26 protein-coding genes are annotated in these 18604 nt (G+C 68.8%); all 26 read right to left on the bottom strand.

Features of this window, described 5'->3' with window-relative positions; genetic code table 11:
* Position 1 precedes the first annotated feature (1 nt).
* The 26 genes from rplR to ACFWXO_RS01590 all read right to left on the bottom strand — a co-directional run bounded on the left by rplR (position 2) and on the right by ACFWXO_RS01590 (position 18379).
* Positions 2-385: a 50S ribosomal protein L18 gene (rplR, locus tag ACFWXO_RS01465; protein WP_030232494.1), complete on the bottom strand. Its 384-nt coding sequence runs from the start codon at positions 383-385 to the stop codon at positions 2-4.
* A 3-nt stretch (positions 386-388) separates the two neighbouring features.
* The gene (gene rplF / locus ACFWXO_RS01470) at positions 389-928 is read right to left on the bottom strand and encodes a 50S ribosomal protein L6 (protein WP_375882084.1); all 540 of its coding nucleotides are present in this window, start codon (positions 926-928) and stop codon (positions 389-391) included.
* A 22-nt stretch (positions 929-950) separates the two neighbouring features.
* The gene (gene rpsH, locus ACFWXO_RS01475; protein ID WP_030280781.1) at positions 951-1358 is read right to left on the bottom strand and encodes a 30S ribosomal protein S8; all 408 of its coding nucleotides are present in this window, start codon (positions 1356-1358) and stop codon (positions 951-953) included.
* 269 nt (positions 1359-1627) lie between these two features.
* Positions 1628-1813: a type Z 30S ribosomal protein S14 gene (locus tag ACFWXO_RS01480; protein WP_030393303.1), complete on the bottom strand. Its 186-nt coding sequence runs from the start codon at positions 1811-1813 to the stop codon at positions 1628-1630.
* A 3-nt stretch (positions 1814-1816) separates the two neighbouring features.
* Positions 1817-2386, bottom strand: coding sequence for a 50S ribosomal protein L5 (gene rplE / locus ACFWXO_RS01485; protein WP_030300393.1), 570 nt, complete (start codon positions 2384-2386; stop codon positions 1817-1819).
* Positions 2386-2697 carry a 50S ribosomal protein L24 gene (gene rplX / locus ACFWXO_RS01490; protein WP_030232484.1) on the bottom strand — a complete coding sequence of 104 codons (312 nt, stop codon included), beginning with the start codon at positions 2695-2697 and terminating at the stop codon, positions 2386-2388. Before rplX ends, rplE begins: the two co-directional genes overlap by 1 nt.
* A gap of 15 nt (positions 2698-2712) precedes the next feature.
* Complete coding sequence (rplN, locus tag ACFWXO_RS01495; protein ID WP_030393301.1) at positions 2713-3084, bottom strand: 50S ribosomal protein L14; 372 nt, start codon at positions 3082-3084, stop codon at positions 2713-2715.
* A 102-nt stretch (positions 3085-3186) separates the two neighbouring features.
* Positions 3187-3459, bottom strand: a complete 273-nt coding sequence (rpsQ, locus tag ACFWXO_RS01500; protein ID WP_030055826.1) for a 30S ribosomal protein S17 — start codon at positions 3457-3459, stop codon at positions 3187-3189.
* Positions 3459-3683 (bottom strand): 50S ribosomal protein L29, encoded by a 225-nt coding sequence (gene rpmC / locus ACFWXO_RS01505; RefSeq protein WP_049649042.1) that lies wholly within the window; start codon positions 3681-3683, stop codon positions 3459-3461. The genes rpsQ and rpmC overlap by 1 nt, the downstream gene beginning before the upstream one ends.
* A complete protein-coding gene (rplP, locus tag ACFWXO_RS01510) occupies positions 3683-4102 on the bottom strand; it encodes a 50S ribosomal protein L16 (protein WP_030055824.1) in 420 nt (139 codons plus the stop codon). The genes rpmC and rplP overlap by 1 nt, the downstream gene beginning before the upstream one ends.
* Before the next feature lie 5 nt (positions 4103-4107).
* Positions 4108-4932 carry a 30S ribosomal protein S3 gene (gene rpsC, locus ACFWXO_RS01515; RefSeq protein ID WP_188301636.1) on the bottom strand — a complete coding sequence of 275 codons (825 nt, stop codon included), beginning with the start codon at positions 4930-4932 and terminating at the stop codon, positions 4108-4110.
* Positions 4932-5279, bottom strand: coding sequence for a 50S ribosomal protein L22 (gene rplV / locus ACFWXO_RS01520; protein WP_030055822.1), 348 nt, complete (start codon positions 5277-5279; stop codon positions 4932-4934). Before rplV ends, rpsC begins: the two co-directional genes overlap by 1 nt.
* A 50-nt stretch (positions 5280-5329) precedes the next feature.
* Positions 5330-5611 carry a 30S ribosomal protein S19 gene (gene rpsS, locus ACFWXO_RS01525; RefSeq protein WP_030055821.1) on the bottom strand — a complete coding sequence of 94 codons (282 nt, stop codon included), beginning with the start codon at positions 5609-5611 and terminating at the stop codon, positions 5330-5332.
* An 11-nt stretch (positions 5612-5622) separates the two neighbouring features.
* On the bottom strand, positions 5623-6459 hold the full coding sequence (rplB, locus tag ACFWXO_RS01530) for a 50S ribosomal protein L2 (RefSeq protein ID WP_375882079.1): 837 nt from the start codon (positions 6457-6459) through the stop codon (positions 5623-5625).
* A 43-nt stretch (positions 6460-6502) separates the two neighbouring features.
* A complete protein-coding gene (rplW, locus tag ACFWXO_RS01535) occupies positions 6503-6823 on the bottom strand; it encodes a 50S ribosomal protein L23 (RefSeq protein ID WP_063348967.1) in 321 nt (106 codons plus the stop codon).
* On the bottom strand, positions 6823-7500 hold the full coding sequence (gene rplD, locus ACFWXO_RS01540) for a 50S ribosomal protein L4 (protein WP_375882076.1): 678 nt from the start codon (positions 7498-7500) through the stop codon (positions 6823-6825). Before rplD ends, rplW begins: the two co-directional genes overlap by 1 nt.
* Before the next feature lie 4 nt (positions 7501-7504).
* Entirely contained in the window at positions 7505-8152 is a 648-nt protein-coding gene (rplC, locus tag ACFWXO_RS01545) for a 50S ribosomal protein L3 (RefSeq protein ID WP_350503569.1), read from the bottom strand.
* Between the two features lie 14 nt (positions 8153-8166).
* Complete coding sequence (gene rpsJ, locus ACFWXO_RS01550; RefSeq protein WP_012785157.1) at positions 8167-8475, bottom strand: 30S ribosomal protein S10; 309 nt, start codon at positions 8473-8475, stop codon at positions 8167-8169.
* Between the two features lie 392 nt (positions 8476-8867).
* Positions 8868-10691 (bottom strand): hypothetical protein, encoded by a 1824-nt coding sequence (locus tag ACFWXO_RS01555; RefSeq protein ID WP_375882074.1) that lies wholly within the window; start codon positions 10689-10691, stop codon positions 8868-8870.
* A 280-nt stretch (positions 10692-10971) separates the two neighbouring features.
* On the bottom strand, positions 10972-11865 hold the full coding sequence (locus ACFWXO_RS01560) for a glycosyltransferase family 2 protein (RefSeq protein ID WP_375882072.1): 894 nt from the start codon (positions 11863-11865) through the stop codon (positions 10972-10974).
* 197 nt (positions 11866-12062) lie between these two features.
* Positions 12063-12440: a DUF2304 domain-containing protein gene (locus tag ACFWXO_RS01565; protein ID WP_375882070.1), complete on the bottom strand. Its 378-nt coding sequence runs from the start codon at positions 12438-12440 to the stop codon at positions 12063-12065.
* Positions 12437-13126 carry a glycosyltransferase family 2 protein gene (locus ACFWXO_RS01570; RefSeq protein WP_375882069.1) on the bottom strand — a complete coding sequence of 230 codons (690 nt, stop codon included), beginning with the start codon at positions 13124-13126 and terminating at the stop codon, positions 12437-12439. Before ACFWXO_RS01570 ends, ACFWXO_RS01565 begins: the two co-directional genes overlap by 4 nt.
* Before the next feature lie 84 nt (positions 13127-13210).
* Positions 13211-14533: a hypothetical protein gene (locus tag ACFWXO_RS01575; RefSeq protein ID WP_380521243.1), complete on the bottom strand. Its 1323-nt coding sequence runs from the start codon at positions 14531-14533 to the stop codon at positions 13211-13213.
* A 135-nt stretch (positions 14534-14668) separates the two neighbouring features.
* Positions 14669-16741, bottom strand: a complete 2073-nt coding sequence (locus ACFWXO_RS01580) for a hypothetical protein (protein WP_380521245.1) — start codon at positions 16739-16741, stop codon at positions 14669-14671.
* Between the two features lie 223 nt (positions 16742-16964).
* Positions 16965-17420, bottom strand: a complete 456-nt coding sequence (locus tag ACFWXO_RS01585) for a GtrA family protein (protein WP_380521247.1) — start codon at positions 17418-17420, stop codon at positions 16965-16967.
* A complete protein-coding gene (locus ACFWXO_RS01590) occupies positions 17417-18379 on the bottom strand; it encodes a glycosyltransferase family 2 protein (protein WP_380521249.1) in 963 nt (320 codons plus the stop codon). Before ACFWXO_RS01590 ends, ACFWXO_RS01585 begins: the two co-directional genes overlap by 4 nt.
* Positions 18380-18604 lie beyond the last annotated feature (225 nt).

The following is an 18604-nucleotide window of genomic DNA, read 5'->3' on the forward strand; positions in this document are numbered from 1 at the left end:
CTTAGAAGTCGAGCCCGGCCTCGCGAGCCGCGTCCGCCAGGGCGGCGATGCGGCCGGCGTACCGGTTGCCCGCGCGGTCGAAGACGACCGCCTCGATGCCGGCAGCCTTGGCGCGCTCGGCGACCAGGCTCCCGACCTTCTTGGCCAGCTCGGTCTTGTCGCCCTCGGCGCCCTTGATGGACACGTCGAGGGTGGACGCCGACGCCAGGGTGTGACCCTTGGCGTCGTCGATGACCTGGGCGACCATGTGACGGTTCGAGCGCGTCACGACGAGGCGCGGACGCACCTCGGTGCCGACGACGCGCTTGCGAACGCGGATCGCGCGGCGCTTGCGAGCGGCGCTCTTGTAGGCGTTGCCCTTGCCGATCTTGACAGAGACGCTCATCGCTTACTTACCACTCTTTCCGACCTTGCGGCGGATGACCTCGCCCGCGTACTTGACGCCCTTGGCCTTGTACGGGTCGGGCTTGCGCAGCTTGCGGATCTTCGCGGCGACCTCGCCGACCTTCTGCTTGTCGATGCCGTCCACGTGGAACTTGGTGGCCGACTCGACGACGAAGGAGATGCCCTCGGGGGCCTCGACCAGAATCGGGTGGCTGTAGCCCAGCTGGAACTCCATGTCGGAGCCCTTCGCCAGAACTCGGTAGCCGACACCGCTGATCTCCAGCGACTTGCGGTAGCCCGCGGTCACGCCGGTGATCATGTTCGCCACCAGCGTGCGGGAAAGGCCGTGCAGGGCCTTCGACTGACGCTCGTCGTTGGGGCGGGTGACGACCAGGTTGCCGTCCTCGCCCTTACCGATCTCGATCGGCGCGGCGACAACGTGGGTGAGGGAGCCCTTGGGGCCCTTCACCGAGACCGCCTGGCCATCGATGGTGACGTCCACGCCGGCGGGAACCGGGATGGGCAGCCGTCCAATGCGCGACATTGCTGTACCTCCGTTTCCCGAATTACCAGACGTAGGCGAGAACTTCTCCGCCTACGCCCTTCTTGGCAGCCTGCTTGTCGGTGAGGAGACCCGAGGACGTGGAGATGATCGCCACGCCCAGGCCGCCGAGCACCTTCGGCAGGTTGGTGGACTTTGCGTAGACCCGCAGGCCCGGCTTGCTGATCCGCTTGATGCCAGCGATCGAGCGCTCACGGTTGGGACCGAACTTGAGCTCGATGGTCAGCTTCTTGCCGACCTCGCCCTCAGCGGGCTCCTCAACCTTGTAGGAGGAGATGTACCCCTCCTGCTGCAGGATCTGGGCGACGTGCGCCTTGATCTTGCTGGCCGGCATCGCCACAGAGTCGTGGTACGCCGAGTTAGCGTTACGCAGACGCGTGAGCATGTCTGCGATGGGGTCGGTCATGGTCATGATGGCCTCAGGCCTCTCTCGCCGTGGTTTCTCCGCGCCAGGTCCCCCTGCCGCACTCCGGGGAGTGCGGCAGGGGCACAGACGCAGGGGACCTGCGGCGTCGTAAGACTGGGTGCGAGCCCTCCGAAGAGGGTCGACGGCAGCTATGGAGCTACCGCGACAGGGGGCCCGACCTCACTACCCTACGGGATTCCGTACGCAGCCCCAAAAAAGGGGCTCTGTGGGGTCGGGCACACCTGCTTCGCTATGGCGTTACCGCGAGGTCCTGGTTACCAGGAGCTCTTGGTCACGCCCGGCAGCTCGCCGCGGTGCGCCATCTCACGAAGGCAGACACGGCACAGGCCGAACTTGCGGTACACCGAGTGCGGACGGCCGCAGCGCTGGCACCGGGTGTAGGCCCGGACGCCGAACTTCGGCTTCCGCTCGGCCTTCGCGATGAGGGACTTCTTCGCCATGTGTTACGCCTCCTTGAACGGGAAGCCCAGAGCGCGCAGGAGCGCCCGGCCCTCGTCGTCGGTCTGGGCGGTGGTCACGACGGTGATGTCCATACCGCGCTGACGGTCGACCTTGTCCTGGTCGATCTCGTGGAACATGACCTGCTCGGTCAGACCGAAGGTGTAGTTGCCACGGCCGTCGAACTGCTTCGGGGAGAGGCCACGGAAGTCACGGATTCGCGGCAGGGCCAGCGAAACCAGACGGTCCAGGAACTCCCACATGCGGTCACCACGGAGGGTGACGTGGGTGCCGATCGGCTGGCCCTCGCGCAGCTTGAACTGCGCGATGGACTTACGAGCCTTGGTCACGGCCGGCTTCTGACCGGTGATCGCGGTCAGGTCGCGGATCGCGCCCTCGATCAGCTTGCTGTCACGGGCGGCCTCGCCGACACCCATGTTGACGACGACCTTGACCAGGCCGGGCGTCAGCATGACGTTCTCGTACGAGAACTGCTCCTGCAGCTGACCCTTGATCTCGGAGTTGTAACGCTCCTTGAGGCGGGGGGTCACCTTCTCAACAGACGTCTCAGACATCAGATGTCCTCACCGGTTCGCTTGGCAACGCGGATCTTGTTGCCCTCGTCGTCGAAGCGGTAGCCAACGCGGGTGACGACCTTCTTGCCGTCCTTCTCCACGACCAGCTGGACGTTGGAGACGTGCACCGGGGCCTCGACGGTGACGATGCCACCCTGAGTGCCCGGACCCGGCTTGGTGTGCTTCTTGACCCGGTTGACACCCTCGACCAGGACCTTGTTCTCAGCCGGCATGGCCTGGATGACCTTGCCCTGCTTGCCCTTGTCCTTGCCGGTGATGACCTGGACCAGGTCACCCTTCTTGATCTTCATGCTGTTCGCCATGAGTTAGAGCACCTCCGGCGCAAGCGAGATGATCTTCATGAACTTCTTGTCACGCAGCTCGCGGCCCACCGGGCCGAAGATGCGGGTGCCACGGGGGTCACCATCGGTGTTCTTCAGAACGACCGCGGCGTTCTCGTCGAAGCGGATGTACGAGCCATCCGGACGACGACGCGACTTCACGGTACGGACGACGACGCACTTGACGACGTCACCCTTCTTGACCGAACCGCCGGGGATCGCGTCCTTGACGGTCGCGACGATGACGTCCCCGATACCGGCGTAGCGGCGACCGGAACCACCGAGAACGCGGATGCAAAGGATTTCCTTCGCGCCCGTGTTGTCGGCGACACGCAGTCGCGACTCCTGCTGGATCACAGCTTTCTCCTGATCGTCAACGAGAGCTGACGGGCCGGCCGCTGCTCACACCAGCGCCCGCGAGGGACCTGGTGCACATACGGCCGTACCGCATCAACTTCGTTACTTGGCCTTCTCGAGGATCTCGACGACGCGCCAGCGCTTCGTCGCGGACAGCGGGCGGGTCTCCGCGAGGAGCACCCGGTCGCCGATGCCGCAGGCGTTCGCCTCGTCGTGCGCCTTCAGCTTGTTCGTACGGCGGATGACCTTGCCGTACAGAGCGTGCTTGACGCGGTCCTCGACGGCGACGACGACGGTCTTGTCCATCTTGTCGCTGACGACGAGACCCTCACGGGTCTTGCGGAAACCGCGCGTCTCGTTGGTGTTCTCAGTCATCAGGCGCTCTCCACCGTCTCGATGCCCAGCTCGCGCTCGCGCATCAGGGTGTAGATCCGCGCGATGTCCTTACGGACGAGCTTGAGCCGTCCGTGGTTGTCGAGCTGCCCGGTCGCCGCCTGGAAGCGGAGGTTGAACAGCTCCTCCTTGGCCTCACGGAGCTTGGCAACGAGACCCTCGTTGTCCAGCTCGCGGAGGTCAGCAGCCTTGGTGCCGGCCGACATCAGCTCTCACCTGCCTCGCGCCGGATGATCCGGCACTTCATCGGGAGCTTGTGAGCTGCGCGGGTCAGCGCCTCACGAGCCACCTTCTCGTTGGGGTACGACAGCTCGAACATGACCCGACCCGGGTGCACGTTCGCGATCCACCACTCGGGCGAACCCTTACCGGAACCCATGCGGGTCTCGGCCGGCTTCTTGGTGAGCGGGCGGTCCGGGTAGATGTTGATCCAGACCTTGCCGCCACGCTTGATGTGACGGGTGACGGCGATACGAGCGGACTCGATCTGCCGGTTCGTCACGTAGGCCGGGGTGACGGCCTGGATGCCGTACTCGCCGAACGCGAGCTCGGTGCCACCCTTGGCAGCGCCGCGGCGCTTCGGGTGGTGCTGCTTGCGGTGCTTGACCCTACGGGGGATCAGCATTGGGGTCAGGCCTCCGTTCCGGTGTTCTCGGCAGCCGGAGCCTCGGCGGCCGCGGCCGCGGGGGCCTCGGCAGCGGCGGGGCGACGGCCACGGCCACCGCGCTCGCCACCACGGCGCTCGCCACCGCGGGCGGGACGACCACCCTCGGGACGGGCCGGGCGGTTGCCCGAGCGGGCAGCGGCGTTCTCAGCGCGGACCTCGGCGATGTTCTTGACGTCGCCCTTGTAGATCCAGACCTTCACACCGATGCGGCCGAAGGTGGTCTTGGCCTCGAAGAAGCCGTAGTCGACGTTCGCGCGCAGGGTGTGCAGCGGCACACGGCCCTCGCGGTAGAACTCCGAACGGCTCATCTCGGCGCCGCCGAGACGACCGGAGCACTGGACCTTGATGCCCTTGGCGCCGGACTTCATGGTGCCCTGCATCGACTTGCGCATGGCACGACGGAAGGAGACGCGGGAGGACAGCTGCTCCGCGACGCCCTGAGCCACGAGCTGGGCGTCCAGCTCGGGGTTCTTGACCTCGAGGATGTTCAGCTGGACCTGCTTGCCGGTCAGCTTCTCGAGGTCGCCGCGGATGCGGTCGGCCTCGGTGCCACGACGCCCGATGACGATGCCGGGACGGGCGGTGTGGATGTCGACGCGGACGCGGTCGCGGGTGCGCTCGATCTCGACCTTGGAGATGCCGGCGCGCTCCATGCCCTTCGTCATCATGCGACGAATGGCAACGTCTTCCTTGACGTAGTCCTTGTACAGCTTGTCGGCGTACCAGCGGGACTTGAAGTCCGTGCTGATGCCGAGGCGGAACCCGTGCGGGTTAACCTTCTGGCCCATTACCGGGTCCCTTCCTTGCTGCTGACGACCACGGTGATGTGGCTGGTCCGCTTGCGGATCCGGTAGGCACGACCCTGCGCACGCGGACGGAACCGCTTCAGGGTCGGACCCTCGTCAACGTACGCCTCGCTGATGACGAGGTCGTCCACGTTGGAGTGGTTGTAGTTGTGCGCGGCGTTGGCGATGGCGCTGTCGAGCACCTTGCCGACCGGCACGGTGGCGGCCTGCGGAGCGAAACGCAGGACGGCCTGGGCCTCCGTGGCCGGCAGGCCACGGATGAGGTCCACCACGCGGCGGGCCTTCATGGGCGTGACGCGGATGTACCGCGCCTGGGCCCTGGCTTCCATGGTTGTCCCCTTGCTGGTGTAAGTCATTGAGTCGGTAATCTCGCTGGCGACTAGCGACGCTTCGACTTGCGGTCGTCCTTGACGTGACCGCGGAAGGTACGCGTCGGCGCGAACTCGCCGAGCTTGTGGCCGACCATCGACTCGGTGACGAACACCGGGACGTGCTTACGGCCATCGTGCACCGCGATCGTGTGGCCGAGCATGGCCGGGAAGATCACGGAGCGACGGGACCAGGTCTTGATGACGTTCTGGGTACCCGCCTCGTTCTGAGCGTCCACCTTCTTGAGAAGGTGGCCGTCGATGAAGGGGCCCTTCTTGAGACTGCGCGGCATCTGACCTGCTCCTAGCGCTTCTTGTTGGTCTTGCGGCGGCGCACGATGAGAGCGTCCGACGCCTTCTTCGGGCGACGGGTGCGACCCTCCTTCTGGCCCCACGGCGAGACCGGGTGGCGGCCACCAGAGGTCTTACCCTCACCACCACCGTGCGGGTGGTCGATCGGGTTCATGGCGACACCACGCACGGTCGGGCGGACGCCCTTCCAGCGCATACGGCCGGCCTTGCCCCAGTTGATGTTCGACTGCTCGGCGTTGCCGACCTCGCCGACGGTGGCGCGGCAGCGCGCGTCGACCAGGCGGATCTCACCGGAGGGCATGCGCAGGTGCGCCATCTTGCCCTCACGCGCCAGCAGCTGGATGCCGGAGCCCGCGGAGCGGGCCAGCTTGGCACCGCCGCCGGGACGCAGCTCCACCGCGTGGATGGTGGTACCGACCGGGATGTTGCGCAGCGGCAGGTTGTTGCCCGGCTTGATGTCGGCGCCAGGGCCGTTCTCAATCCGGTCACCCTGCGCGATGCCACGCGGCGCGATGATGTAGCGCTTCTCGCCGTCCAGGTAGTGCAGGAGCGCGATGCGCGCGGTGCGGTTCGGGTCGTACTCGATGTGCGCGACCTTCGCCGGCACGCCGTCCTTGTCGTGACGACGGAAGTCGATCACGCGGTAGGCGCGCTTGTGGCCGCCACCCTGGTGGCGAACGGTGATCCGACCGGCGTTGTTACGGCCGCCCTTGCTGTGCAGGGGGCGAACCAGCGACTTCTCCGGGGTGGACCGCGTGATCTCTACGAAGTCGGCCACGCTGGAGCCACGACGGCCCGGCGTAGTCGGCTTGTACTTGCGGATGCCCATTTGGCTCTCTCGTCCTCGTCCTTATCGACGATCACGATCCCCGTTAGGAGACCGGACCACCGAAGATGTCGATGCGGTTGCCCTCAGCCAGCGTCACGATGGCGCGCTTGGTGTCCTTGCGCTTGCCAAAGCCCGTCTTGGAGCGCTTGCGCTTGCCCTGACGGTTGAGCGTGTTGACGGACTCGACCTTGACCGAGAAGACCGCCTCGACGGCCTGCTTGATCTGGGTCTTGTTGGCACCGGGCGACACGACGAACGTGTACTTGTTCTCGTCGAGGAGCGAGTAGCTCTTCTCCGAGATGACCGGCTTCACCAGGACGTCACGGGGGTCCGTGAACGTCTTGCTCGTGATCTCTGCAGCCATCAGGCGGCGCTCCCTTCGAGCTCGCCCTCAGCAGCCACGGCCTTGGCGGACGCGGCCGGACCGGCCACGAAACGCTCGAAGGCGGCCTGGGTGAAGACCACATCGTCGGAGACGAGCACGTCGTAGGTGTTCAGCTGACCGGCGTCCAGGATGTGGACGTTCGGCAGGTTGCGAGCGGACTTGAGGCCCAGCTCGTCCGAACGCTCGACGACCAGGAGGACGTTCTTGCGCTCGGTGATCTTGCCGAACAGGCCCTTGGCGGCCTTGGTCGACGGCGCCTCGGTCGCGGTCACGTCGGTGATGACGTGAATGCGGTTGTGGCGGGCCCGGTCGGTGAGCGCACCGCGCAGGGCGGCGGCGATCATCTTCTTCGGGGTCCGCTGCGAGTAGTCACGCGGCACGGGACCGTGCACGACGCCACCGCCGGCGAACTGCGGCGCACGGGTCGAGCCCTGACGGGCGCGGCCGGTGCCCTTCTGGCGGTACGGCTTCTTGCCGCCACCGCGGACCTCGGCGCGAGTCTTGGTCTTGTGGGTGCCCTGACGGGCCGCAGCGAGCTGCGCCACGACGACCTGGTGCATCAGCGGAACGCTGACCTTCGCGTCGAAGATCTCGGCCGGCAGCTCGAGGCTGCCGGTCTTGTCACCCGAGGGCGACAGGATGTCAATGGTGCTCATATCCTCACAGCCCCTTCGCCGCGGTGCGGACGAGGATGAGGCCGCCGTTCGGGCCCGGGATTGCGCCCTTGATCAGGAGCAGCCCCTTCTCCGCGTCAACGGCATGGATGGTCAGGTTCTGGGTGGTCACACGCTCGTGGCCCATCCGGCCGGCCATCCTCACGCCCTTGAACACGCGACCCGGGGTGGCGCAGCCACCGATCGAGCCGGGCGAGCGGTGCTTGCGCTGCACACCGTGACCGGCGCCGAGGCCCCGGAAGTTGTGGCGCTTCATGACACCGGCGAAGCCCTTGCCCTTGGAGGTGCCGGTCACGTCGACCTTGACACCCGCCTCGAACAGCTCGGCGGTGATCTCCTGGCCCAGGGTGTACTCGGAGGCGTCCGAGGTACGGAGCTCGACCAGGTGGCGACGGGGGGTGACACCGGCCTTGGCGAAGTGGCCCGCGAGGGGCTTGTTCACCTTGCGGGGGTCGATCTCGCCGAAGCCGATCTGGACGGCGTCGTAGCCGGCCGGGCTGTCGGCGGTGTGGACCTGGGTCACGACATTGGGCCCAGCCTTGACGACGGTCACCGGAACGACCCGGTTGTTCTCGTCCCAGACCTGGGTCATGCCGAGCTTCTCGCCCAGGATGCCCTTAATCTGCTTAGCCATCTTCGGTGCGCCTCTCAGAGCTTGATCTCGATGTCGACGCCAGCCGGCAGGTCGAGACGCATGAGCGAGTCAACCGTCTTCGGCGTGGGGTCGAGGATGTCGATCAGACGCTTGTGAGTGCGCATCTCGAAGTGCTCGCGCGAGTCCTTGTACTTGTGCGGCGAGCGGATGACGCAGTACACGTTCTTCTCAGTGGGCAGCGGCACCGGGCCTGCGACCTGCGCACCAGTACGGATCACCGTCTCGACGATCTTCTTCGCCGAGGAATCGATGACCTCGTGGTCGTAGGCCTTGAGCCGGATGCGGATCTTCTGTCCCGCCATGGCTACTCAGTAGTCCTTTGTCCTTAGTCACTGCACGACCCTCCTCCGACCCCCGCGCTCGGGCGTGTCGCACTCGCGCTTGCAAAAAACCGGCGAAGTACTTCGTCGGTTTCAAACTTTCGGGGTGGGGGTGGCCGGGCCGAGGCCCCGCACACGCTTCCCGGAAGATTCCCGTACTTTCGCCCCGCAGCTGCCGTGGCGTAGAACTCACGCTTGACGGCCATCACGGGAACGACGAGTACATGGGACTCGCTTCCAGTCCTCCCGGCGGGAGGCGCGCAGCATCGGCACTCAACCGAGCAACTTGGACATACTGCCACATGGAGCAGCCCGGATGCCAATCGGGGCCGGTGAGGCGTACCTCACCGGCCCCGAAGGGGTGGAACCGCAGCTCAGCCCTTGCGCCAGAGCACCCAGCCGCGCTCCATGTTGTACTTCGCGACGTGCCAGCCCGGGAGCGGCTTCTGCCAGCTGGACTCCGGCTTGGTGCCCGGGTCCTTGGAGACGGCCAGCAGGATCGCGGTGGCCGACTCCGGCGGGGTGTTGCCGTTCTTCACGTTGCTGGTCCAGACCCGGCCCCAGTAGACCTCGAAGGCCAGCGACATCCGGCTGCCCCAGTCGAGGTCCCAGTCCAGGACCACGTTGTCGCCCTTGCCCAGGCCGGCCTCCTTGGGCAGGCCGACGGCCTCGTACTTGCGGAACTTGGAGTGCGGCTCGGCGATGTTGTTGGTGACGGCGACCGTCGCGTAGGCCGCGAAGAGCGTCAGGCAGCCCACCACGGCCGCGATGATCCGGCGGCCGCCGACCACCCGCAGCAGCAGGCAGGCGCCCAGCACGGCGAGCGCGCCGAAGGTCGTGCGGCCCATGTGCAGGCCGTCGTAGGTCGAGGAGAGGAACTGGGCGTCCGGCACCGTCCACGGGATGATCCAGACGTTGAGCTTGCGCCCCGCGTACTCGGTGACGGCGAGCCCGGTGATCCCGACGACCACCGTGCCGAGCGCGGCCAGCTGCAGCAGCCGGCGCTTCCCGGCCCGGAACAGCACGACCAGGCCGACCACCATGAACACCGGCACCAGCACGGCGCAGTACCGGGCGTACACCCAGTTGTCGACGCGGTTGTCGTCCGCGAGGCCCGCGGCGGAGGCCAGCGCGGTGCCGCACAGCAGGGCGACCATGACGAAGGAGACCACCCGGTCGGCCGCCGTGGAGCGGCGGTGGAACACCGCCACCACGCACAGCACGAAGGCGATCGCGCCCAGGCCGTAGGTGGAGGTCATGAAGTACCACAGCTCGCCGAGGGTCCGGACGACGATCGTGGTGGTGTACTTGCCGTTCTCGAGGTTGTCGAAGACCTTGTTGCCGACGCCCGCGCCCGGGACGTCCTTGAACTGGGCCGTGACGTAACCGTCCAGCAGCTTGGTGCCCAGGTAGGCCACCGCGAGCGCGCCGAGCCCGGCCAGCGAGGCGAGCCGCGGCGCCCAGCCGATGGCGAGCACCACCAGCAGGGCCAGTGCGGTCAGCGCCACGACCACGCCGCCGCGGTCGTGGGTGGCCATCGAGTAGCCGGCGGCCAGGCTCATCGCGGCCGCGTACAGCGCGCGGCGGCGGGTCGATCCGGGCGAGAGCCAGCCGTGCATCGAGATCAGCCAGATCAGCAGGAGCACCGGGAGGACGGCGTCCGTCATCACGAACTGGGAGTAGAAGATCACCGGCGGCACCAGCGCGACGGCGGACCCGGCGAGGAACGCCTGCGGCCGGGACAGCCCCAGGCGGCGGGCCGCCGCGAAGGCCAGCGGGAAGACCAGCGCGTTGAGCACCGCGTTGATCACCATGATCAGGTGGTACGCGGTGTCCGGGTTGTCGGCTATCCGGAGCGCCGGCGAGATCAGCAGCGGGTAGCCGCCGGGGATGATCACGCCGGTGGGCATCTCGGAGGCCGGCTTGCCGGCCAGCACCCGCGCGATCGCGAGGTAGCCGTCCTCGTCCGCGTGCACCGACGGGTAGTAGTTGTGGATCGACAGCGACAGCCGGAACGCCGTCTGCGCGAGGTAGCCGAGCAGCACGGCCGCCGGCCAGAACCAGCGGTGGGCGGCGAGGACCCGCAGCCGCAGGAGCGCGGCCGGAGGAGCCTTCGGCTCGGCGGTCCCGTTCCCGTCACCGCCCTCCTTCAATGTCCGCCCGTCGGTCGCATGGGCAGAATCGATCAGCGGCTGCACCGGGACACTTCCCTCGTTGTTGGAACCAGCACTTGTCATGTCTTTTTCACAGGTGCCCGCGAGTCGCCCACACGCACCCCCAGTCGTTGGATCGCACGGGAAGTCTGCCATGCGGCCCGGTGTGGAGTCATCGTGATCATCCGGTGGACCAGGTGCGTCCGAACCGGTGCCGCCCGTCCGACCGCGTCCGCGAAACGGCCCGCCGGCCCGCGCCGCCCTTCCTTCCGGACAACGCGGAGCCGACGGCCCGGCGTTCAGCCCCGCCCCGCCGCGGACCGGGTCAGCTGCTGCGGACGGCGCGGCCGACCATGGCGCCGGCGTGGGCGAAGTCACCCGCGCCGAGGCGCCCGGCGGCGACCATCAGGGCGTGCAGCCGGGAGGAGAGGTGGAGATCGGCCGAGCGGGCCGCGGCGTTCCAGCCCTTGGCCCGCAGCTCCTTGGCGATCAGGGTGTAGTACTGGAGCTCCTCGTCGAAGCGCTTGCCGTCCTTGACCCGGTTCGAGGAGTCGCTGGCCTGGTGGCGGCGGTAGCGGAACACCTCGCGCTCGTCGACCAGCAGGTTGCCGCCCTCCATCAGCATGTCGACCATGAACGCCAGGTCGTGCACGGCGTCGATGTCCGGGCGGTACGGGATCTTCGACAGCGCGGACTGCCGGTACAGCAGCGACGGGGTGTACAGCCAGTTCCCGGACAGCAGGCTCTTCACCGCGTCCTCGCCGCTGATCAGGCCGGCCTTGCGGGCCGGGGCGGCGATCCGGCGCTTGACCTTGTCACCGATGCCGAGCGACGGCACCAGGTTCCCGTCGCTGTCCATCACCTTGACGCCCGGCTGGACCGCGATCGCCTTCGGGTCGGCCTTCATCCGCTCCAGGACGACGTCCAGGTAGTTCGGCTCCAGCAGGTCGTCGGCGCCCATCATCGAGACGAACTCGCGCTCGGCCAGGGTCGACGCCTTGTAGGTGTTGCCGTTGGGGCCCAGCCGCTCCTCGTTGCGGACGTAGCGGATCCGCTCGTCGTCCAGGCCCTCGATGTACTCCAGCGCCCGGTTGCCCGGGTACTGGTCGTCCACCACGGTCAGCCGCCAGTCCTGCTGGTGCTGCGCCCGGATGCTGTCGATGGTGGCGAACAGGTACTCCGGGTCGCCGTAGTACGGGATGACGAAATCGACGCTCATGACGGCGCCGCACCTCCTGGTCCTGGATCACGCTTCGGTGCCGCCCGGCCGCGGCCGCCGGGCGGGTCAAGTCAACCAGCTTTTTTCGAACGACCGCGTCGGCCGGGGTCGGCAGTGGGGGGGGGGGGGGGGGGCGCGCCCGCGCCGGCCGCCCCCCCCCCCCGCCACTGGTACTGCGCTGTGGTGACCGCCCGGGATCAGTGCTCGGAGCCGACCGGGGCGTTGAGCCGGTCGTTGTTGTGCCGGACACCCTCGGTGATGGCCACGGTGCGGGCCAGGTCGGTGATCTTCTTCTCCAGCGAGCGGAAGCGCAGGTAGGTGTTGAGGGTCAGGAAGCCCATGGCGATGACCATCAGGTAGAGCACCAGGTCGGTGCCGCGGCCGACGCCCAGCGCGGTGGCCAGCTTGGTCACGCCGCTCGGCCACAGGATCGCGACGACGTTGACGATCACGAAGAGCGTGAAGGCGATGCGCTTCCACGCCCGGGTGTTCGCCTTGTCCCAGCGCCAGACGAAGACGAGCGCCATGGCCACCGCGGCCACGACCAGGATGAGCTGGATCCAGAGGTGGTTCATCGGCCGTTACGCTCCCGCAGCGAGATGTCGAAGAGGATGTTCACGCCGTTGATCAGGGACTGGCCCTTGGCGCGCGAGTAGTCGGTGTAGAGGATGTCCACCGGAACCTCGGCGACCCGCAGGTCCGAGCCGGCGAGGAAGGAGACGATCTCCGAGGCGTGTGCCATGCCGTTCATGGTGATCTTGATCCGGCCGGCGGCCTCGCGGTTCATCACCCGCAGCCCGTTGTGCGCGTCCGTGAGCTTGAGCTTGCGGGCGGTCGGGCTGACCGCGGCGGCGGTGCGGAGCACCACCCGCTTGATCCACGGCACCTGGCCGGTCTGCTCGATGAAGCGGGAGCCGAGGACGATGTCGGCCTCGCCCTCGCGCAGCAGCGCCACCATCTTCTCGACGTCGGCGGTCTGGTGCTGGCCGTCCGCGTCGAAGGTCGCGAAGTACTCGGCGCCCTCCTGGGCGAGCGCGTACTTGAGACCGGTCTGGAGCGCGGCGCCCTGCCCCAGGTTGACCGGGTGCCGCACCAGGTGGGCGCCGGTCGTCATGACGTGCTCGGCCGTGTCGTCGGTGCAGCCGTCGTCGATCACCACGATGTTCGGGAAGGTCTTGCGTGCCCCCTCCACGACGTCGGCGATCACCTGGCCTTCGTTGTAGGCCGGGATCACCAGCCAGACGTTGTCATACTCGGACACAGGTGCTCCATGCTTGGCGAACGGCACGGCGGCCCGTGCCTCGGGTCTGTCTATCGGTGCTGGTCATGGTGTCTGGGCCCACCCTCAGGAGGTCCGCAGCGGCTCTGCCGCGGACCGGTCTGCCGACACGGCAGCGGGGCGGGAGGGGAAGGCACGGTACAGCGACCACAACATCAGGACGGCACTGACCAGTGAGCCCGCCAGGTACGCGAGCTCTGCCCGGAGACCCACATCGCCCGGTGCGAGCGCGACAACCACCAATGCTACGGAACCGGCGGTCCAACCGACCAGTTGGCGGCGGTGCTGGGCGCTCGACATCAGCGCCTGGCCGAAGACCGTCGCCAGGACGTAGCAGAGCGTTCCGAAGACCAGCCAGACGAAGTCCAGCGGGCCGAGCACGTCCTTGGCGTTGAACAGCAGCGGGTTGAGCTTGGAGCCGAGCACGATCACCGGCAGGCCGCCGCCGATGCACATCGCGGCGACGATCGCGGTGGTACGGGTCAGCACCTTGCGGAACTCGGCGTGGTCGCCGGCCGCGGCGGCGCCGGAGAGCGCGGAGACCATCGAGGCCTGCAGGGCGCTGTAGGCGAACAGCGGCGCCCGGGCCATCACCACCGCCTGGCCGATCGCGAACACCAGCGCGTCGGAGGCCTCGGAGTGCTTCGGAGAGAGCAGGCGCACGCAGACCACGGTCGCGTTGACCACCAGCTGGCTCAGCATCACCGAGGCGATCAGCAGGCCGAGGCCGCCGGTCAGCTGCTTCCAGGGCACCTCCGGGCCGGGGGTGCGGTCCGCGAGGGTGCCGCGCAGGCCGATCAGCGAGGCGGCCAGCGGGGAGACGAAGAGGATCAGGCCGAAGGCCAGCGCCGAGTGCAGGCCGGCCGCCGCGGCCACCGCGGCCAGGCCGATCCGCAGCCCGCCGTCGACCGCCAGCTGCGTGCCGTACGGGCCGAACAGCCCGAGGCCGGCCAGGGCACCGCGGGCCACCGAGCTCACCGCGAGGCCGGCCAGGCCGCCGGCCAGGGCGACCACCAGTGCCTTGTCCCCGCTGAACAGCAGGTCGGCGACCGGGCCCGCGGCCGCGGCCAGCAGTGCGCACACCGCGACCAGGAGTGCCATCGCGAGGAGCAGCATCCGGCGCACCGCGGGCAGTGCCCCGTGTCCGGCCACCTTGCGGGCGGCCACCAGCCGGGTCAGTTCGAGTTCGACCGGCTGGAAGAGTCCCCACCCCACGGACATCACGATGGTCCAGAGCATGGTGACGTTGGCCTTGCCCACGGCACTCAGGCTGTAGCCCACGAGCGCCATGTAGACGTACGCCGAAGCTCCGAGCACGACCGTGCCACCGACCACGAGCCGCGCCCCCGGGGGAAGCGCCCCAAGCAGCTTGGCGATCGGGTTCTTCATCACATGACCACCGAATTCACCGGCCGGCCGTGCAGCACGCCTCCGCACGAGGCCGGCCAAGCCGTGCGATTGCTGTGAATAGTAGCGGGTGGCCGTGAATGCTCGGTGCGCGCGGGCGTTCCCTCGGACGCCATCTCAGACGGTCCCGGGGAACGTACGGCCCCACGGCTGGGTCCAGAGGATCCCCTGATCGCTCACGACGTCGACCGTCACGCCGTTCTTGGCCAGGTCCCGCTTGATCCGCTCCCCCACGGGACGGTCGGCGGTCAGGATGGTCGGCGTCGGGTGCGGCGCGGGGAGCTTCTCGATGGCGCCCTTCAACCTGCCGAGGGAGCGCTGGTAGTCCTCCTCCTTCGCCTGCGGACCGCCGATGCCCACCCAGTGGATGTCGTACAGCGCCTTCATGTCACCGCCGCGCCGGTTCATCAGCGAGGCGAGCCAGGTGGCCTTGAGGTTCTTGACCTCGTCGTTGGAGACCAGCGCGATCACCGGTCCGTCGCTGCGCAGGGCCCGCAACCCGTCCATGCCCTTGGGGCCCATGTCGGTCTCGGCCTCGCCGCGGCTCCAGACCACCAGCGGGTTGTTGGACCACGCGGAGGGAGCCTCCTTGGTGGCCAGGAAGCCCCACTGCACGTTGGCGAAGAGACTCAGCGCGGCGGCGACCGTCAGCCCGGAGAGCGCGAGCTCGCCCAGGCGCCGGCTCAGCGTGTTCCCGGTGCCCCGGTGGGGTGTCTGGAGGACCGCCCCGACCGCGCCGATCGACACCAGGGCGACCACGACGCCCACCGCCGTCATCTTGTGGAAGTAGTACGAGTACTTCTCGATGGTCTGCAGCTGGTAGACCGCGAAGGCGCTGAGCAGGCCGCCGGTGCCGAGCAGCACCGCCAGGTGCGCCCGCCCGGTGGCGGTGCGGCGGTTGCGCGGCATGGCCGCCGCCAGCAGGCCGAGCAGCCCGCCGCCGATCAGGATCGAGCGGTCCGCGGCGACGCTCGGGCCGCTCATGTTCGAGGCGTCCGCGACGTTCAGGTCGCCCATCACCGACAGGACGCTCGGCAGCGCGGCCACGCCCAGCGCGCACGCCAGTGCGCCGAGCGTCCACCACCAGCGCCCGGCGAACCTGCGCCGGTGCACCACCAGCGCGCCCAGCAGCGGCACGCCGACGAACGCGCCGTAGATGTTGTACGTGTAGGTGACGGAGATCAGCCCGGCGGAGGCGGCCAGCACGAACTCGGTGCGGCCCATCGCCGGCCGGATCAGCACCGCGAAGGCGAGCGCGATCAGCAGCAGGCCGATGAAGGTCGAGTCGAAGCCGTGGACCAGCAGGTCCAGGTAGTTGGTGGAGAACATGATCGCGCCGACGGTCGCGCAGACCGCCGCCGCCCGCCAGCCGCGCAGCCGCGGCCCGCCGATCCAGCGCGCCGCCCAGACCAGCACGGTGCAGAACAGCGCGTACGCCACCAGCAGGTACAGGAAGTACCGGTTCATGGTGTGGATCATGTCGCCGGGGTCGGCGGCGGAGTGGACCAGCCCGTCGATCCAGGCCAGCAGGAAGTGCGAGCCCTGCGGGTAGGTCACCTCGGACGGCGGGATCAGGTAGGACCTGGCGGCCTCCTGGTGGAGGAAGGCGAAGCCCCCGACCCCCTGGATGCCGGAGAAGAAGGAGAAGTGCGAGAGCCGGTCCTCCGCCGTGGCGAAGAAGGCGACCCGCTCCGCGGCCGACGCACCGGCGACCGGGTGGAACAGGTAGTGCCACATCCCGGCGAAGGTGCCCACCACCAGCAGGTCCGACCAGCGGAAGCGCAGCGGCAGCCGGGGGGCGCGCCGGGCGGCCCATGCGGCCGTGGTCAGCACGCTGAACAGCACACCGCTGGTGGCCGTCGGCGACAGGCCCCAGGGCCAGAGCGAGAAGGCCAGGCCGAAGGCCAGCACCGCGCCGACCAGGATCAGCCCGGCGACGAAGAGCCGGTCGAGCAGCACACCGCCGACCCTGATCACGGCGGCGACCGCGAGCAGCAGCAGCGGCAGCAGCACGACGCCCAGGTGCAGCGCGACCAGGCCGGCCGGCACCAGCCAGGACAGGGCGAGCCCGCCTGCCAGGACGAACGGGTTGCGCCGCGGCCGTCTGCTGTCGGCGGGCGGGGACGGCGGTCCCGATGGCACGGTTCTGTGCCCGGTCTCGCTGTCGGGTGAGCTCTGTATGGTCGACACGGTGCCGTGCCCCTCCGGTCAAGTCCCTGCCGCCCGTCTCCCCCCTACCGGGTCCGGACTTCCGCCACCGTCTGCGGGCAGGCTGCAAGCGCCCAGCATACCGAGGGCCCCATTGGTCCAGACCTCCCAGGGGCCCTGTGGGCCGCCTGCGAACCACCGGGCGCGCACACGGTCCGTCCGCCCCGGGAACGCCGGACGGTCGGCGGTGGAGCGGATCCCCTGGTCAGGCCTCGGAGCGGTCCGGCTGCCCGGCGGATCCGCCCCGGAAGACCCAGACCTTCAACAGGACGAACCGGGCGACCGTGGCCAGCCCGTTGGCGACGACCAGCCCGCCGGCCTCCACCGGCCGGGAGGCGTCCGGCACCACCCGGTCGAGCAGGGCGAGCACCCCGGAGCTGAGGCCGAGCCCGATCAGGAAGGCGACGGCGCCCTGCAGCTGGTGGCGGACCATCCCCTGCGAACCGACCACCCCGAAGGTGAAGCGCCGGTTGGCGGCCGTGTTCGCCACCGCGCTGACCGCCAGGGCGATCAGGTTGGCCGCCTGCGGGTCGGTGAACCGCCGCGCGACGACGAACAGCCCCAGGTAGAAGACGGTGCTGAGGACGCCGATGACCAGGAAGGACGGCAGCTGGCGGCGGGCCCCGGCGGCGGGCCCGACCGGCTCCTCGGTGAGCGTCACCGGCCCCGGCCCCGCTCGTCGTCGTCCTCGGCCGAGTCGTAGCCGACGAAGTAGGTCGGGCGGTTCTGCACCGCCGAGTAGATCCGGCCCACGTACTCCCCCAGCAGCCCGACGCAGATCAGCTGCACCCCGCCGAGGAAGAGCATCCCGATGAACAGCGAGGACCAGCCCGGCACCGTCGAGCCGAGCGCGTACGAGACGGTGGCGTGGATCCCCAGCGCGATGCAGACCACGAAGCTGACCAGGCCGAGGTAGGTGGCCAGCCGCAGCGGGGCGGCGGAGAAGTTGGTGATGCTGTCCAGCGCGAGCCGCACCATCTTGGACAGCGGGTAGTGGGTGCCGCCGGCGACCCGCTCCTCGCGGACGTAGACGACCTCGCCGCTGGGGAAGCCGAGCCACGGCACCAGCAGCCGGTAGACCGGCTGGTGCTCGGGCAGCTGCTTGAGGGCGTCCACGGCGGCCCGGCTGAGCAGCCGGAAGTCGCCGGCCTGGTTGGGCATCCGCTTGCCGACCAGCCGGCGCATCAGCCAGTAGTACGCGCCCGCGCTGCGGCGCTTGAAGGCGGTGTCGGTGCCGCGGTCCCCGCGCACGCCGTAGACCACGTCGAGGCCCTGTTCGCGGGCCAGGTCGAGCATCTCCGGGATCTTCTCCGGCGGGTCCTGGAGGTCGGCGTCGATGCTGACCACGTAGTCGCCGATGGCCCGGTGGATGCCCGCGGTGAGCGCGGCCTGGTGCCCGGAGTTGCGGGCGAAGCGGACGATGCGGAACTCCGACCAGTCCTGCCGGATCTTCTGCATCAGCACGGGGGTGGCGTCCCGGCTGCCGTCGTCCACGCCGACGACCTCGTAGTCGACCCCCAGCCCGTCCAGGATCGGGCGCAGTCGCTCGACGGTGAGCGGGAGCGCCTCCTGCTCGTTGTAGATCGGCATCACGACGGACAACAGCGGTGCCGTAGACATGCGATGGATCCCACTTTCCGCGACGGCGGGACTGGATGGTGAGCCGACCATAACAGTCGGCCATGAGCTGCCCGTGAGAGGAAGTGCGCCCAGGTGAGCGCGGGGTTAGACGCCGAAGGGGCCCCCCCCCCCCCCCCGGGGGGGGGGCCCGCGGGCCCGGCCGAGCGGGGCCGGCGGGCCGTGCCGCCCATAATTGTTGGTCTTGGTGGGGAGGGCGGCGGCGGC

The organism is Kitasatospora sp. NPDC059088 (assembly GCF_042738155.1).
GTDB lineage: Bacteria > Actinomycetota > Actinomycetes > Streptomycetales > Streptomycetaceae > Kitasatospora.